Origin of the sequence: Anaeroglomus insulsum, from assembly GCF_050689095.1 — a bacterium.
GTDB lineage: Bacteria > Planctomycetota > Phycisphaerae > Sedimentisphaerales > Anaerohalosphaeraceae > Anaeroglomus > Anaeroglomus insulsum.
On the sequence record NZ_JBOGCL010000004.1, the window covers coordinates 248,839 to 265,243 of the forward strand.

The 16,405-nt window shown below is 51.4% G+C and carries 16 protein-coding genes; 10 read left to right on the top strand and 6 right to left on the bottom strand.

The features are described 5' to 3' along the window. Positions 1-343: 343 nt before the first annotated feature. Entirely contained in the window at positions 344-643 is a 300-nt protein-coding gene (locus tag ACQ9LF_RS05775) for a hypothetical protein (RefSeq protein WP_462488426.1), read from the bottom strand. A gap of 455 nt (positions 644-1,098) precedes the next feature. Then, on the bottom strand, positions 1,099-1,344 hold the full coding sequence (locus tag ACQ9LF_RS05780; RefSeq protein WP_462488427.1) for a helix-turn-helix domain-containing protein: 246 nt from the start codon (positions 1,342-1,344) through the stop codon (positions 1,099-1,101). Between the two features lie 224 nt (positions 1,345-1,568). On the opposite strand from ACQ9LF_RS05780, the gene ACQ9LF_RS05785 reads away from it, so the two are divergent. Both ACQ9LF_RS05785 and ACQ9LF_RS05790 read left to right on the top strand, forming a co-directional pair. Continuing rightward, a complete protein-coding gene (locus tag ACQ9LF_RS05785) occupies positions 1,569-4,730 on the top strand; it encodes a right-handed parallel beta-helix repeat-containing protein (protein ID WP_462488428.1) in 3,162 nt (1,053 codons plus the stop codon). A gap of 60 nt (positions 4,731-4,790) precedes the next feature. Beyond that, entirely contained in the window at positions 4,791-5,393 is a 603-nt protein-coding gene (locus ACQ9LF_RS05790; RefSeq protein WP_462488429.1) for a PEP-CTERM sorting domain-containing protein, read from the top strand. 189 nt (positions 5,394-5,582) lie between these two features. Here the strand turns inward: ACQ9LF_RS05790 and ACQ9LF_RS05795 are convergent, their stop codons facing one another. The 3 genes from ACQ9LF_RS05795 to ACQ9LF_RS05805 all read right to left on the bottom strand — a co-directional run bounded on the left by ACQ9LF_RS05795 (position 5,583) and on the right by ACQ9LF_RS05805 (position 7,633). Next, positions 5,583-6,350, bottom strand: a complete 768-nt coding sequence (locus ACQ9LF_RS05795) for a DUF438 domain-containing protein (protein WP_462488430.1) — start codon at positions 6,348-6,350, stop codon at positions 5,583-5,585. 118 nt (positions 6,351-6,468) lie between these two features. Further along, on the bottom strand, positions 6,469-7,221 hold the full coding sequence (locus tag ACQ9LF_RS05800; protein WP_462488431.1) for an RsmE family RNA methyltransferase: 753 nt from the start codon (positions 7,219-7,221) through the stop codon (positions 6,469-6,471). A gap of 169 nt (positions 7,222-7,390) precedes the next feature. Next, entirely contained in the window at positions 7,391-7,633 is a 243-nt protein-coding gene (locus ACQ9LF_RS05805) for a hypothetical protein (protein ID WP_462488432.1), read from the bottom strand. A 593-nt stretch (positions 7,634-8,226) separates the two neighbouring features. On the opposite strand from ACQ9LF_RS05805, the gene ACQ9LF_RS05810 reads away from it, so the two are divergent. Further along, entirely contained in the window at positions 8,227-8,685 is a 459-nt protein-coding gene (locus ACQ9LF_RS05810) for an ankyrin repeat domain-containing protein (RefSeq protein ID WP_462488433.1), read from the top strand. Positions 8,686-8,775: 90 nt separating this feature from the next. On the opposite strand, the gene ACQ9LF_RS05815 is transcribed toward ACQ9LF_RS05810, so the two are convergent. After that, on the bottom strand, positions 8,776-10,041 hold the full coding sequence (locus ACQ9LF_RS05815) for a GLUG motif-containing protein (protein WP_462488434.1): 1,266 nt from the start codon (positions 10,039-10,041) through the stop codon (positions 8,776-8,778). Positions 10,042-10,567: 526 nt separating this feature from the next. Here ACQ9LF_RS05815 and ACQ9LF_RS05820 point away from each other — a divergent pair. The 7 genes from ACQ9LF_RS05820 to ACQ9LF_RS05850 all read left to right on the top strand — a co-directional run bounded on the left by ACQ9LF_RS05820 (position 10,568) and on the right by ACQ9LF_RS05850 (position 16,392). Further along, positions 10,568-12,082, top strand: a complete 1,515-nt coding sequence (locus ACQ9LF_RS05820) for a phage portal protein (protein WP_462488435.1) — start codon at positions 10,568-10,570, stop codon at positions 12,080-12,082. Between the two features lie 35 nt (positions 12,083-12,117). Continuing rightward, positions 12,118-12,531: a hypothetical protein gene (locus ACQ9LF_RS05825; protein ID WP_462488436.1), complete on the top strand. Its 414-nt coding sequence runs from the start codon at positions 12,118-12,120 to the stop codon at positions 12,529-12,531. A gap of 40 nt (positions 12,532-12,571) precedes the next feature. After that, a complete protein-coding gene (locus tag ACQ9LF_RS05830) occupies positions 12,572-13,726 on the top strand; it encodes an SU10 major capsid protein (RefSeq protein WP_462488437.1) in 1,155 nt (384 codons plus the stop codon). 271 nt (positions 13,727-13,997) lie between these two features. Beyond that, a complete protein-coding gene (locus ACQ9LF_RS05835) occupies positions 13,998-14,657 on the top strand; it encodes a hypothetical protein (protein WP_462488438.1) in 660 nt (219 codons plus the stop codon). A gap of 76 nt (positions 14,658-14,733) precedes the next feature. Continuing rightward, positions 14,734-14,970 (top strand): hypothetical protein, encoded by a 237-nt coding sequence (locus tag ACQ9LF_RS05840; RefSeq protein ID WP_462488439.1) that lies wholly within the window; start codon positions 14,734-14,736, stop codon positions 14,968-14,970. 257 nt (positions 14,971-15,227) lie between these two features. Next, positions 15,228-15,815 carry a hypothetical protein gene (locus ACQ9LF_RS05845; protein ID WP_462488440.1) on the top strand — a complete coding sequence of 196 codons (588 nt, stop codon included), beginning with the start codon at positions 15,228-15,230 and terminating at the stop codon, positions 15,813-15,815. A gap of 157 nt (positions 15,816-15,972) precedes the next feature. Continuing rightward, a complete protein-coding gene (locus tag ACQ9LF_RS05850; protein WP_462488441.1) occupies positions 15,973-16,392 on the top strand; it encodes a bacteriohemerythrin in 420 nt (139 codons plus the stop codon). The last annotated feature ends 13 nt before the right edge of the window (positions 16,393-16,405 follow it).

Genomic DNA, 16,405 nt, shown 5'->3' on the forward strand with positions numbered 1-16,405 from the left:
CCGTCAGGGCGGGATCGTTCCATCTTTTTCGAGCAATGAGGGGCAGTATATCTCAGACCACCCCTCCGGACAATATAAAAACCTCAGTCGGGATGCACGATAGAGACGATAAACTATTTTTCGGCAAAGGGTTACGAATTCTTTAATCCGCGGTTTCCGCTTTTTTTATCTTCCAGCACAGGCCCCATAGAAAAAGATTAAGCTCCTGTTGGTCTCACGTAAGCTTTGGTGAAAGAAAGCCCGCCGTTGGCGGGCTGGATTTGTCAAATGAGCCCCGGATCACAAGGGCCCAGGATGTGGATTAAAGCGTCTCCTGCAACTCCGAATATCACGTATCCCTGCTTTACAGATGTATCCCGCAATAGTCGATCTCGTCGCAGACGTGCCGCATCTTGTCCCAGAACTGGGCATTGTCGATCATCGCCACAGCCACCGGGAACAGGATATGGTCTTCATGGAACAGATGCTCCTTGAGCATCGGGCACAGCTTCTTGACAATCGACAGCAGCCGGCCTTTGAACACCCCAAATGAGATCTGGCCGAACGAATCAATCAGCCGGACCAGGTTGGTAATCTCGGCCTCGATATAAATAGGGTCGTTTTTTACAGACTGGCACAGACTGTCCCCCTGGACCTGACGCATCCTTTCCCGGGCGTGTATAGGCCGTCTGTATCAACCATAACGACAAACCCGCCCATGTTTGCCCGCGGCCCCAAATTTCCCCCGTAAATGCAGCTCAAGCCCCCGTGCTTGAGGTTAATTATCATGCCCAAGGCATTCCGCTTAATTCTCCATTCCCAAAGGGCCTTCTCTGCCCGCGTCACCTTTTGGCATACCGGCATACTTGTTTTTCATATTTTTGTATTATTCCCTATACCTGCCCCTTTCAATCCCAACGTGTAGGGCGCGACCTGCGGTCGGCCATCCTTGCCCAGCATTGTCATTCCCTCGGATGAGGGAATTCAGTTTTCAGTTGAAACCCTGCCGCTGGGAGGGGCATCCTTTACAGGAATGAGAACTGATGTTGATAATTGTCGCTTTCGTCAGAAGTAAAAATAAAGGCGTTTTCGGCCTGATATATAGCCGGATTTTCTATATTACAAAGTGGAAGACAGATATTTTTTGAATGCGGTATCGGGTTTAATGTCGCATGCCCTGGCCCATTCAATAAATTCGGCAATATCGACCCGTCGGTTGGCGGTTTCACAGTTATAAATATAGCTTTGAGGCTTATTTAGCCGCTTTCCCAGTTCACGCTGGCTCAAACCGGCACCCTCCCTGAGTTCCCGCAGAAATTGAGGGATGGGGCGATACTTCAGGTTGTGTTGAGATTTTGTTGCCATTGACGGCATTATGACATATTTATGAATTGACACGTTTTTAGTGTCACGTTATGCTGCGAGCATAGATCGCCGGGGTCTTAGGAGAAACTGCTCAGTATCTGTGGCGTTTTTTGACAGAGCGTATTTGCTGATGCTCCTTTTTTGTACGCTAAGCGGGTCGGTCTTGCGGAGCGCAAAGGACATCAAATAAATTGTCGGGGTGTTTATTTGAAAGGATGGTTGGCATGAGCAATCGTAAGAGTTATTTTGTTGAAGGTTTATTGGCGGGGGTATTGTTGCTTTTTGGATCGGTGTGTTTGGGTTCATTTAATGGGAAGAGTTTGACTCTTGGAGATAAAGACCAGACAAATCGGGCGCCCTATTTTTTTGGAACTTTTGATGCAGCAGGGTATTCAGACTGGATTTATTATGGTCCTTCACCATATCATGGATTTGATTACCACGAAATACTCAGTGGAGAATATGGGGCGGCAATCTATTACAATGGTATTGGAACACAAAACCAAAATGCCATGTGGCTGACACGTCAGTTTGATTTTCCGGATTGGATTACAAACAGCGATTTTGTTATGGGGAGCATCTGTCAGGCATGGGCCGATCCCAATAGTAATCCGGTACCGCTTTACGATACCGGCAAATCCATTATTCATAATAATCACATTGAAGTTACCGTGGATTATGAAGTGGTTGACCTTGCATTCCGCGACCCCAATTTCTATATCAGCCGCAGTCCAATCAGTTATATTGATGAACAATCCGGACAGCCCCGCTTTATCTACTCGGATCGGTATTGTATCTTGCAGACCTATACCTTCAGAGCATTGGCTCCAATTACGGATTTTGAGTTCTATATCTTTTCGCATTCTCACGGTGCGGATGAATACAGTGGTTATGTTAATTCCACATACACTACACTGGCGCCCTATGATCCCTTGGAGGATTATACACCTTATAATCCCGTACATACCATAGGCAATTTTTGCTATGATCTGACTCAATGGAATGGTCCGGCATTCGGCAATGCCAAACATGTTGATTTTGTCTCGGTCTCTTCCACAATAGAGCCGGACTGGATTGATAATGATGTCTATCGAGGAGGACACTGGTATGAAAGTAAATATGGCTACTTCAAGCCCGATCCGGGGACACATTTGAATATTGAAAATCGGGAATTGAATGGTATTGACCGGATTTACGGGGAAGAGGTTGACGGTGCTATGGGATGGAGCATGGAAGCACTGGACCCAAACGAAACCGCTTCGATTACATTGGCTTATATGTTCGGTCCGGAACAGGAAGCCACAGGACTTCTTGCGTTGGGCAAGGAAATTGTCAATCCGCAAAGCTGTTATTTCCCCGAAGACGAAATTACATTTACCATCAACTGGGAAAACCTCAGCGGCAACGTCATAGAAAATGCCGTATTGCTGGATTACCTGCCTGCAGGGGTGACTTATCCGGTCAGCCATGTCTTTAATCCCAACACAATGACATTCGTTTCCTCCGACCCCAATTATAACGATCAGAAACATACCTACCGATGGGAATTGGGAACCTTGGATGCGTATGAATCAGGCAGCAAAACAATCAGGGTGATTGTCAATACCAATGCAGAACCGGGAATCGCAATGCAGAATAAGGCGGTGCTGGCGACATCGGCTGGAAATATCTCGGCAACATGCGCTATTCCCGTCTGCTGCTGGGGTGATGGAATTGTCTATGTCAATCCGAATGCAGCCGGTTTGAATATCGGTACAGACTGGGCAAATGCCTATACCGATCTGCAGCGTGCTTTAACGAGGGCAACTTCGGGTTGTGTGGCCGAAATATGGGTGGCGCAGGGCAGTTATGACCCCGGTCGTTTGCCCATTCATACCTTTACAATACCAGCAGGAGTAAGTGTTTATGGCGGTTTTGCGGGATATGAAACCAGCCGCAGTCAGAGGAATACAAAGCGGAATAGAACCATCCTGACCGGTTCTGCGGAGTCAGAACGAAACGAGACAATCGTGACAATGGGCGACGAGTCCCTGCTGGACGGATTCACCATAACCGGTGCGGCGGAGTATGGTGTTTATGGTATGGGTGCCGACTTCACGATTGAAAATTGTATTGTTGAAAATAGCGATGGATACGGGATTTATTCTACAGATGGAAATGCAACTATCAAGTGGTGTAAAATATATGGAAGCCAGTTTGATGGAGTGTATCACAGAGGGAGCCATTACACCCTTAATGTAGAAAATTCTTGGATTATGAGGAATGGCGTATATGGTATTTATTGCATCAACTCAACACCTACAGTCAAGAATAGTATTATTTCGGAGAGCAATCTAAGTGAAATTGGTTATGAAGGAATTTGTATTGTTAATCCAACTTACTCTCCAGTTTTGTATAACAACACAATTGCCAATAATAAGGCAGAAGGCATCTTTTTTACGGATAATGCCAATGCCAGCAATGACCCGAATTTCAGGGATTATCCGGACGTGCAGAACTGCATTGTTTATTACAACAATAACGGCGGGCCGCAGTTTGCAGGGGTTAATCCTGATTTGGTGGCCAATTTCTGCTGTATCCAGGATTGTAATACGGTTAATACCAACAACTTCAATGATGAGCCGGGATTTGCTTACACCGTTGATCCCAACGGAATTCCCGACCCCAACAACTATCATCTGTCGGCAGGCTCATCCTGTATTGATCGGGGCAACCCGGATCCGGCAATGGGATATGCCTTACAGGTTGATTATGACAATGAATCGCGGCAATACGGAGACAGAGTCGATGTCGGGGCCGACGAGGTCTATAACTGCGATGATGAGTACCTGTCGCAGGCGGATGTGTACAATGCCCTTGACTGGAATGCCGATGGGCTGGTGAATGTGACAGAATTTACGAAATTTTCGGCGGCCTGGCTGACGTATGACTCCACTCATCCGCTGTGTGATCCGAATACGCCGGGTTATGTAAGCGAACCCAATGAACCGGGGTATATCGGAGATGAGGATAAGCTTCGGTATAATCCGCAATGTGACCTTGACAATGACCTGCATGTCGGCCTGTGGGATTTCATGATTTTTTGTGAAAACTGGCTGTGGGCGGCCTGCTGGAAACTGGAAGAAATCAATGCCGCCGTTGCTCAGACAGAGAGCATGTCGGCACAATCGCTTTCCAGTGCCCGAAGTCTTTCGGCCTATTCTCCGGATAGCTCTATTGAATCTGCAAAAACCCAGCCGGAAGTTTCCGCAGCAACCCTGATTCAAATCCTTGAATTCCTGAACAGCGCAGCCGCAGAAAAGTCCAATAATACGGCAGGGATTGAGGAGATAAAGGCAATATTGCTTACTGAACTCCAGAGTCTCCAAAGCACAGAAACCCAGTAATTCCTTGACAAAACCGGACGTATTTGATAGAATAATCTAAAATTGGATTGGAGGTTTTCTATGATGAAAAAAATGGTGTTGTTAGTGGGGATCGTTTCCTTCTATTCTGTGTCTCTGGCTGGAATTAGTTATATTAATTCTAGTGACTATCAATATGACGTTCAGCTGTATAACTCTGATAAGCTCATTGTTAATGGTGGCGGAGCAGACCGAATATCTGCAAAAGATTATAGTTGTATTGAGGTTTGGTCAACTTCAACACCAATAAGCCATAGCAGTGGAATACGAGACATAATCTTATATGACCATTGTTCGTTAGGCTATTGGGGAGGAGCATCAAATGTCCTTACTATCAGCAACTATGCAACAGCAATACTAAAAGGTGGGCAGATTAATTACATTCAGAGCCTTCAGAAAGTAATTAATAATGACCCGTACATCAACCTTTATTGTCAAGTTGGCTGGTCATGGATTTACAACACATCTAATGAGATCAAAGGGATAACCGGCCAGTGGAAAGATGGCACTGCTTTTTCTATTCAATTCTTAGACAAAACCAGTAGTGGTTATGATCCCGTCTGGAAGAATATTAATGTTATCCCAGAACCGGCCAGCCTGCTTATCGTTGGTCTTGGCGGTTTGCTTGCTCGTCGCAAAAAATAAACCTGTGAAGATAAGTACTCGAAGGCTTCTGCTGTAAAAAGCAGGAGCCTTTTTTATGAAGCGCATGTGAGTATGGACTGCAACGCATCGGGGTAAAGAAAGCCCGCCGATGGCGCATTAGCATGAGGGCATGAGGTAGCAAGAGATTAGATGAAGAACTCCTCCTTCCATACCACGTATTCCTCTGCTTTACAAATGGATTCCGCAATAGTCGATCTCGTCGCAGACGTGCCGCATCTTGTCCCAGAACTGGGCATTGTCGATCATCGCCACAGCCACCGGGAACAGGATATGGTCTTCATGGAACAGATGCTCCTTGAGCATCGGGCACAGCTTCTTGACAATCGACAGCAGCCGTCCCTTAAACACCCCAAATGAGATTTGCCCAAACGAATCAATCAGCCGGACCAGGTTGGTAATCTCGGCCTCGATATAAATATGGTCGTTTTCTACAGACTGGCACAGGCTGTCCCACCCCTGGGCGCGCAGCGAGGGAAATATCACATCGTTTTCACGGTCGATATGTTCCTGCATCGCGTGAATATGCTCAACAATATGTGCCAGCCTTCGAATATCGTGATGGGTATCGCCCATAAAGTCCGTCTGGCTGATACGCAGGGTAACGTCTTCCAGGTCGCTGATAAAGCACCGCAGCATATCGTGTTCGGCCAGCACCTTCTTGAGAATATGGCGCTCATTTAAGCGGTCCCGCAGGTGGGTCTTGTTGCCATCCATCAGGCCCATCAGGATGAACGCCGCCGAAAGCTGCTGGACCCGTCGGGCTGGCAGCCCCCCGCGGATGAGCCTGTCCTCGGCAGCCGCAATATCTTTGGGGGATATCGCCGATATCAGCCGGCTGGCCTGTTTCCGCAGGTCAGTCGCCGTCTTGCCCTCATTGATCTTCAGGAGCAAGCCCTCTAATTCCTCGGCAAGGTTTTTAATGGGTTTATTCATCATTGCACACCTCATCAGTTTAATGCTGTTAATCTATACGTAAAACTACTGATTAGGAGCGATAAAATCTTTGCGGAAAAGAGGGATTGCCCCCCAAAGAGTCCCGAAACAGCAGGGGCTATCAAGCAGGATTATTAACTCGCAGAGCCTCTAATAATGCTGAAAACGCGGTTGCGGCGGTCTCGGTGCGAAGGATGTGCTGCCCAATCCGCAGGGCGGTGGCGCCATGGTGTTCGAGCAGACGATGTTCCAGCTCGGTCATACCGCCTTCCGGGCCAACAAAAACGATGGTGTCTCCATTCCAGGCTGACAGCTCGGCTAAGCTGGTCGGTTTGCCCTCGAGGCCGCCGTAAAGAAGGCGTGACTGCGGGTATTGCTTTTTAAGCTCGGCAATGACTTCGATGAGCCGGGCAGGGCCGGTGATTTGCGGCAAATAGAGCCGGCCGCATTGCTTACAAGCGGCGATAGTCATGCTTTGATAGCGTTCAATGGCCGACTCCCGGCCCAGACGAACGCTGCGGTCGAACTGGACTAAGGCGATGTGGTCAATCCCCAACTCGGTGGTCTTGGTCAGCATCCAGTCGAAGCGCTGGCCCTTGGCGACTGCAGTGGCAAGGATGAGCCTGCGGGTCTGGCGAGGGGGCTGCTGAGTCAGCTTCTGAACCTCGGCATAGACATCATGCTTGCGAATCTGGGTAACAATCGCTTGCGCAAGAGTCCCCTGGCCATCGAATAACTCGATAGTGTCGTTGAGCTTGCCGCGCAGGACACTGACAAAATGGTGGGCCTCCGCCGTGGTTAATTGCACCCGGCCGGGGGGCAGCGGATTTTGATAAAACCGATATAATTCCACGTCAAAACTCCACGAAGCCATCTTTGTACAGGTATATCTGGGTCTTTTAATGCCTCTATAAGGCCCAAATGAAAAAACCGGCGATAAGTTTACTTTTTGAACAGGGTTGTTGCAATACCCTACCCCGAATCTAACAAAAAGCTAACTTACCGCCGGTAATAAATACCTTCGGAAAAAGTTCAAATGATGGCTATTTGGTCTCGACTTCAACCGTGGGGGCGGTCTTTTCCTGCTGGAGAAGTTCCTGCAGCAGGTTATTGTAGGCCGCGACGCTATCACCGCTGCCAAGTGGACGAGCCGGCTGAGCGGGCTTGGCCGTAGGGGCGGGAATTACGTTGACGTTTTCACAGTTTTTACACCGTGCTTTCTTGCCCGCATATTCATCCGCGACCTTGTACTCGTGGCCGCACTTTGAGCATTTGAAAATAATCATTTTCTTCCTTTCTCTATATGTTTCTCTCTTTTATTTTCTCTTCTATCTGTACTAAAAAAGTACTCTCTCTATTATATAATGCCCAAAAAGTCGGAAAATCTATCAAGATTTTTGAAAAAATCAAGAAAATTTACTTATAAGACGTTACCTAAGCCTTTTTTGTTCCACATTTTATTGCATTGTCAGGAATTTGCATAAGCCTTTTGGCTTTTATGTTAATAAGTCGCATTTTATGAGACTTTTTTATTCGCTGAAATCAGGGCTGAAAGGTATCCCATTTTATCCAGACGTTACTATTAACAGATACGTCGGCGGGGCATTTTTTCACCCGAAAATACCCGAAAATATTTATTATTTTGATCGGTTTTTAATGGGGAACAAGAATTCAGGCATCAAGGTGCCCAGGTATGCAGGTTGAAAAATACAATACAGCACGGAACCCAAAATATGTGAGAAGCCGGATTACACAGATTACACAATTAAAGATATATAAGAGAGACAAAGTGGCCGGCATCTTTTTTTGCGATTTTCCGTTGGGCAGGGGTGCGGGGGGGGTATATACTTTTATTGTGATGTGCAGGGAGACTCAAATAATGAATGCCCAAAAAGCCGCGTATGGATTAACGATCGTCCTGATTCTGCTGACAGCTGGATGCAATAAATCCGCATCGGATGCCGCCCCGGCAGCGCCCTCGGCCTCAAATTCCAATGCTGTGTCGCTCCCCGCCCCGGCCGCACCCCACGATGCCCGGGCGACTGAGCAGTTGAAGGTCCTCTCGGAGGCCATGAAGGCCGAGCATATCACGGAAATCCGCCGGCTGGTTCAGGCCGGCGCCGACGTCAATATTGTCAACAAGAACGGCCTGACGCCCCTGATGGTGGCCTGCGGGCTGGGCTATACGGATATTGCACGGCTGCTGCTGGAAGCCGAAGCGGACGTAACCATCAAGGCCCGTTTTTTCGGCAAAGACTATACCCCCCTGAGCGTCGCACAACAGTGGAATCATCCCGACATTGTCACACTGCTCAAAGACTATGGCGCCAAAGAATGATATGTCGATAAACTCATTACTGGAAACCAGAAGTCTTCCTCAATCGTCAATCGAAAATCAATAATTCGATTTCTAAATTCTCAACTCCCCTTACATCGTCAGCCAGTACTCCGCCAGCCGCGCATAGTCGGCCAGATTTACCGTCCCCGACCGATTGATATCCGCGCCGTCGCAGTCATCGCTGGCCGCACAATTGCTCATTAGCCACCGCTGGACGAAATACATCAAATCGCCGGCCTCCACGCCGTCGCCGCATACAAAGTCGCCAAATCGCCGATACTCCCGATTCAGCCGGGCGTAGTCCACGCCGTCCGTGCACATCCGCCATGTCTCAAGGCTGCCGTTGGCGCTTTCGCCGAGAAAATCCCATCCCGCCGCAGTAAACGTCGCCTGGGTCTGCATTTCCGCCGTCGTCTTGCCCGCCATGCCGGTTGTATAGCCAATGCCAGCGCCCTTGGTTGTGCCGCTGACGGTCTTGTCCCAGAACAGGCCGCTGGCCTTGCTTGTCGTATTATTGCCCACCAGCCCGCCGACATTCTGCGTCCCGCTGACGGCTACGCTCGCCCAGCAGTTGCGAAGTTCCGAATCAGGATTCCACCCCACCAGCCCGCCGATGTTGCGGGTGCCGTGAATCTGCCCTTCGGCATAGCAATCGCTCAGAACGGATGCATTATACAGCGTCCCAATCAGCCCGCCCAGATGCTGGGCCTGATCGCTGCCCTGAATACTCACCGCAGCAAAACACCGCCACGCCGACCCGATCAGCAGATGCCCGATCAGGCCCCCGGCGGTTTCGGCATTCTTCAGCGTTATTGACGCATCCACCGAACAATCCCGGATCGTCGTCGCGGGTGCCGAGTCGGTGTATCGGCCGACCAGTCCGCCGATATTTCGGCACCAGTTGGACGCCGTTCCTTCGCAGTGAATTGCAGCATTTTCCAGCCGGATGCGATACAGCAGCCCGTCTTCGACATACCCGAACAGGCCAAGAAAATCCTCGCCCGCTGTCGCCGTGATGGTCAGATTGCGGATGGCAAAGCCGTTACCGTCGTAGGAGCCCGAAAAAGCGACCCCCTCAAACGTGTAGTCGTTGGTGTTGTCGGTATCCCGCGCGATGACCGCGGTGGAAAAGACCATATTGCCGGGCAGGGCGGGATCAAGGTCGATATCCGCTGTCTGAATGAAGTGTTTATCCAGTACCGCAGGGTCCGAATCAATCGCAACCAACTGTTCCGCGGTGCTGACCTGGTAAGGATTGCCCGCCGAGCCGTCGCCGGGGTTGGTTCCCCAGTCATACGCCTGACAAAACGAAGACAGTGCTGCTATCCCGATTAGTATTGTTGCAAGAGTTCTCATACCGCATCCTTTTTTTAGGTTTCAGCCGACTTCCTCTGATTCGTGAATATCTACACAATCCCCACTAAACAATACTTTATTATACCAAAATGCCCGGTTTCAAAGCAAGCCCTTCACTGCTAGCCCTTCACTGCAAGCCCTTCACTCCCTAAAACATGGAATATGGAGTACAAGTAATATAAGGTCCTTTTGTTATGGAATATGGACCACTCTCCCCCATGGCAGGGATGTCCAATAATATCCGGAGCCTTTTACAAAATAGAAAGTTGTCAATTATTCTTGAGTTCTTCTGTTCTTGTGTTCTTAGATTCTTTTTGTCCAGATAGCACAAATTACGCTAACACTATTTTGCTATTGGTCAAAAAAATAAAAAAATTTTTCTCCTTATTCTGCCTGAACTTAAAAAATCTCACGCCCTGTGCTATTTCGATTTTTCGAACAAAAAATGCAAAACCGTCCCCTATACGGAGGCACATGAAAATTGAAAAAGTGAATAAAACAATAAAACAAAAGGAAGGAACTCACCATGGCATTCGATTTTACCCTCTTCGGCCCCGGCCAACTCAGCGAGGCATTTGTCCAGTGGCTCATCACCGAACAGTGGCCCGACCAGGACAACCACTACGCCCGGCTCTGGAACTATTACCACAATCCCGCCACGCCCATCGCGACCGCCGTCGCCAAGCAGTCCGAATCCGCACGCTCCTATATCCAGGCGCAGGAAATGGGCCTGCCCTCGCGCATCACCGGCGTCGTGTACTCCGACCGCGATGGCATTCTGGCCGGCACAGTCCTCTCCGACATCCAGCGAAAGGAAGTCGTCATCGAAAACGACATCGCCTGGCGCATCAACGCCATGGTCGATTTTCTCTTCGGAAAAGAAATCAGAATTATCAGCCGCTCCCCCGATGCCGCTCGACGCAGAGACATTGAACAAATTCTTAAAGCTGTGTTCGATGCCAACGGCGGGATCGGCTTGTTTCAGGATATGGCAGTGCTCGGCAGCGTCTATGGGTTTGTCGATTGTATCGTCAGACCAGGTCCCGCCATTCTTGCACGTCTTGCCGGCTCACCGCCGATTGATTTGAGTGCTTCCTTAAGCCATGGGATTCAATCCGTCCTGCATCACGCAGAGACTATCGACCTGGAGCTTATTGACGCTCCCCGAGCACTGCCTGTCCTTGATGAAAACGACTGCCGGAAAATCCGGTATTATATCCAGCATTTCTATCAGGCCAAAAACGACATCGCCCGCGATGGCCAATCTCTGTCGCCGTTTTTGCGAGATACCGCCTCACGCCGTCAGACTGTCGCCGTCACCGAAATCATCGGCCCCGATGGCTGGCAGCGCTACGAAGACGGCAATAAGGTCGCCCAGTCCGTCAATCCGATGGGCTTTGTGCCGGTGGTGCATATCCAGAATATCGCCCAGCCGCTGTTCTACGAAGGTATCAGCGATGTCGCCCAGTTGGTCGCCCTGCAGGACGAACTGAACACCCGCCTCAGCGACCGGGCCAGCCGCCTGACCATGCAGGCCTTCAAGATGTATCTGGTCAAAGGGATTGACGACGTCACCGACAAACCCATCGCCCCCGGCCGGATGTGGTGCACGGATAATCCCGACGCCTCCATCGAAGCCTTTGGCGGTGATCAGGCTATGCCCAGCGAAAACATGCACATCGCCGAAATCCGCGAGGCTATGGACAAAATCTCCGGCGTCACACCCGTCGTCGCCGGCGTTCTCAAAAACAAACTCGGCAACCTCACCAGCGGCGTCGCACTGAAGCTGACCTTTATGGGCACACTCGCTCGCACCGCCCGCAAGCAGTTCACCTATGGCCGCGGCATCCGGCAAATCGGGCAAATGGTCCTCGACATTCTCGACAAAGCAGGACTCTACCACACTGACCCGCAGGATCGCATCCTCGATATCGAATTTCCAAATCCGCTGCCCCAGGACGAATGGGATAAACTCCGACAGGCTCAGCTTAAATCCCAGTTACCCGAAATTCCAGACCCTATTGAACAAAAAGTGCAGTAGAAACCATACACGATACCATATCGAAGGAGATGAACATGACAGACAATGACCTCAAAACCCAGGCGGCAGACCAGGAACTAATCGACACCCGCCGCAAACTCGAAGAAACCGAATCGCTTCGCCGGCAATTGGAACAGACCCTTTCGCAGGTCCGTGCCGAACAGCGGCTTCGTGACAAACTCACTGCTGCCGGCGTCGCAGATATGGAAGCGGCCTTCCTGCTCACTGAGCAGCGTCTGACGCAAACCAAAGACGCCAAACCCGAGCAGGTCATCGACCAGCTTAAACGCGAGAAGCCCTATCTGTTTACCCCGCAGGTCGCACCACAGGCGATGCAGCCCACCCGCGGCAAAAAAGACAAGGCCGGCCCCCTCGCCCAGCAGACCACCAGGCCTGTCTGTGCCGACCGCCGACAACTGATGCAGTACATGAAAACACGCAGAAAATGAAAATAATTCAAACAACCATTAATTATTGAAAGGAGCGTTTATGTCGTTTACCGGAAAAGCAACCTATACCGCGGGAGCCAATTTGCCGGAACTGGTCGAAGATGTGTCGGACATCATCGGGATTGTTTCGCCCTATGAAACCCCGCTGCTGGATGCCCTTGGCGATTCGCTGCGGTCGGCGTCCTCGACATTTCACCAGTGGCTGGAAGATGAATTGCTGCCCAACAAAGACACCGTGCGTGATGACAGCATCATGAATCCGGCCTCCGCAACCGAATTCGACGTGGTCAACCCCAGCCGTTTCCGCGTCGGTGACCAGATCCAAATCAGCGGTTCGTACGAGCTGATGCTGGTCACCGCCATTACCGGCAGTGCCCTGACCGTGGTTCGCGGCTATGCGGGCACCACCCCCGAAGCTCTGGAAGACAATGCCGTCATCAATATTCTGGGCAATGCCGCCCTCGAAGGCGATGACAAACCCGCGGCACGATTCACCAATCGCGTTCGCAAAGGCAACTTCACGCAAATCTTCACCGCCGCCGTCGAAGTCAGCGGCTCAGACCTGGCGGCCAATCAGATCGGCCTGGCCGATGAAATGGACTACCAGAAACAGGAACGCCTCCGCGAATTGCTGCGCGATCTGGAAAACACCGTCATCAACGGCGGCCAGGCATCCGTGAATCCGCAGGGTGCCCCCACGGTACGCCGCACCATGCGCGGCATCATCCAGCACCTGACGACCCACATCTTCACTGCCGGAGCCGGGGATTTCCCCGCCGGCCTGGATCTGGACGAGGCCAAGATCAATTATGCCCTCCGCAAAATCTGGGAAACCAGCAGCGGCAATATTGACCTGATCGTCGTCAACGGCTGCCAGAAACGCCGCATCAATTCATTCCTGACTGCACATCGCAGCTACGGCCCCGATGACACCGCCTACCGCGATATGGTCAGCGTGTACCAGTCCGACTTCGGCGTCTGCCGGATCGTTACAACCCGCTGGATGCCGCAGGATGCGGTGCTGCTGCTTGATTCGTCGCGGCTGGCCGTGATGCCGCTGGCCGGACGCAGCTTCCACTTCAAGCCGCTGGCCTCCTCCGGCGACTACGAATGCGGCGAACTCATCGGCGAGTACACGCTGGAACTCAAAAATGAAGCCGCCCACGGCCTCATCAAAGGTCTGAATAAGGCGTAAAAAAGCCTCCAGCTCCCAGCCCTAAGCAAATAGCTGCACCGATGCTGAGGTTAAACGTTGTAAGCCGGTAGCTGGTAGCCGAAGGCTTAAATTTCTTTGACAAGTTCATAGGGTCAAAAGTGTTACCATGTGCAGGGGTGCTGTCTATCAGTAACAAAGCCCATTAGACAGCATCCCTGTTTTATACTCTATTTTCTGCAGCAGCGGATGTAAAGCTGTCATGCCTATTCAATCATCAGTCAAGAATCAACAATTCAGAAAGGAGCTTTGTATGGTGTTATTTTCGTGTGATGCGGATGTGGTGCGGGTGGAGCCGGGGGTGTTTGCGGAGTCGCCGTTTGCCGGGCAGGTGCTGTGCAGCGGGGCCAACGGGGTGCTGGCGGGCACGGTGTTTTCGGCAGCGGGGGAAAACTTCATCAGCAAAGGCGTCTCAGCGGGTCATGTGATTGTGCTGCAATCACTGGATGGCGCGATCCATGCGGCCTACGAAGTCGTCGCGGTCGTTTCGGCGACGCGGCTTGAGGTCTCGGCGGTGCGGGCCGACAGCCAGACGCCGGCGATTCCGATCGGCACGGGCTCGGGGCTGATTTACCGGATTGCGACGTTCGAGCCGCAGGCGGCGATTGCCGCCGAGGAGATCACGGCGCGGCTGGGGCTGCGGCCGGGCTGTCCTGAGAACACCTACGGCCCGGAACACATTGTCGATGCGACGCCGCTGCGGATGGTCAGCGTGTATCGCGTGCTGATGATGGTGTTCGTGATACAGGCCGGAACGACGGATGCGGGCAAGGCTTTCGCGGTCCGGCATGATTATTACAAGACATTGTATGGCCATGCATTCAACCGGCTGCGGATTGCGGTGGATGTGGAACGGGACGGCGTGCCGGAGCGGATGATTATCGGCGGGGCTGTGAGGTGTGTCAGGAAATGAAGAGTTCATAGTATGGAGTGTGTAGTTCGTCGAAGAAAAAGAATTGAGTGGGAAAGCAAAAGGATGGGAGGTTCAGATGGAGACACGATGGAAGCTGGACAAGCGGGTGAATGTATCGATGCTGGTACAGTTGGTGACGCTGACGGGATTGATGGTGGGCAGTTGGGTGAATCTGCAGCGGCAATTGGATGTGCTGGGTCGTGATGTGCGGCAGGTTCTGATGACGCAGGAAAAATTCTGCGAGAAACTCGAGCGGATCAGCGATACGGTTGTGGCGCATGAGTATCGATTGCGGGAAATAGAGAAAAAATAGGCACCTCAGGATTGACCTATTACACAAAAGGGGCATTTAGAAGAGGGATATATGGATGCAAGGATGCAGGAATACAAGAAGAAAAAACCTTGATGCGAAGCACCAAATACGAAACCCATATTAAGACGTTAAGCTAAAAAGGGCAGGCACGGGGGCCTGCCCCTACACGAATTGATAGGGGATGGGTATTAAAGAAAAAGGGCGGCCGGTGGGCTGTCTGTACGGATGATTACTTTATTTTGAAAGGAGCTTTGGGTATGCGGTACATGATGGGAATGGTGGTTTTGGTGTGGTGCGGGGTGATGGGGTGCGGCTGTGGGGCAGTGCGGTTTTCGCCGGGGCAGGAGCAAAAGGCCAATGCGTATCTGCACTGGCGGGCGACGGAGCTGGCGGCGGCGGAAGCGAAAGCGGAAAATACGACGCCGGAACTGCAGGGGCTGACGGCATTGTCGGCCAGGCAGAGTCTGGCGTTTGTGGCTGACTATGGCTTGCCGGATGAACTGCCTGCGTCGGATACGGCCCAGCAGATTCTGGCCGCGGGGGGGCCGGTTGCGGAGTCGGCGTATCAGCAGAGTCTGGAGCGGCCGGATATGTGGCAGGCGGCAGAGGGAGCAATCGAGCTTGGCATTGGGCTGGCGGGTCTGCTTGGCGGAGTGTATGGGGCCAGAGTGGTTCAGTTCCTGCGGCAGGCCCAGGACAAGTCACGGGCATTGAAGGAGATTATCGCGGGCAATGAGTTATTCAAGCGCACTTATCCGGCTCAGGCGGATGCATTCAAGGCTGCTCAACAGGGGCAGTCGGCAGCGACGCGCAAACTGGTGGCCCAGGAGAAAGCGGCCGGGTAGGCGGTCGGTGTCGCTGCTCCATCTCAAAAAATGGTTAATCTGTCTGCCCATTCGGACGATGAAAACAACAGTTGTGTCAAAGCGATTGATGGTATCGGGCACGTCCGGTAAAATGTCGCAAGGTCAAACAGAAAATTCAGTGATAAGGAGAACAGCGATGGCGTTTGTACAGTGGCAGGACAGTTATTCGGTTGGAGTGACCGCAATTGACCTTCAGCATAAACAATTGATTGCGATGATTAATCAGCTGGCTGAGGCGATGCGACAGGGCAAAGGCGAAGCTGTGGTCCAGAGTATTTTGCCCTCCCTGGTGCAGTACACCAAAACGCATTTCAATTCCGAAGAAAAGCTGCTGAATGAAGTGGGATACCCGCAGCTGGCAGCTCATCAGGCGATTCATCACAAGTTTGTCCAGCACATCAGTGGCCTGGTGGAAAAAGTCAAAGGGGGCAAGATGGTGGCGACGGTCAGTGTGGCAACGTTCCTGAAAGACTGGCTGGTCAATCATATTCTGGTTCAGGATAAGCAGTATGCTGCGTATATTGCCCAGCGTCAGCCGGTGGGTGCGGCACGTTAGCAGTGGCGTTGAC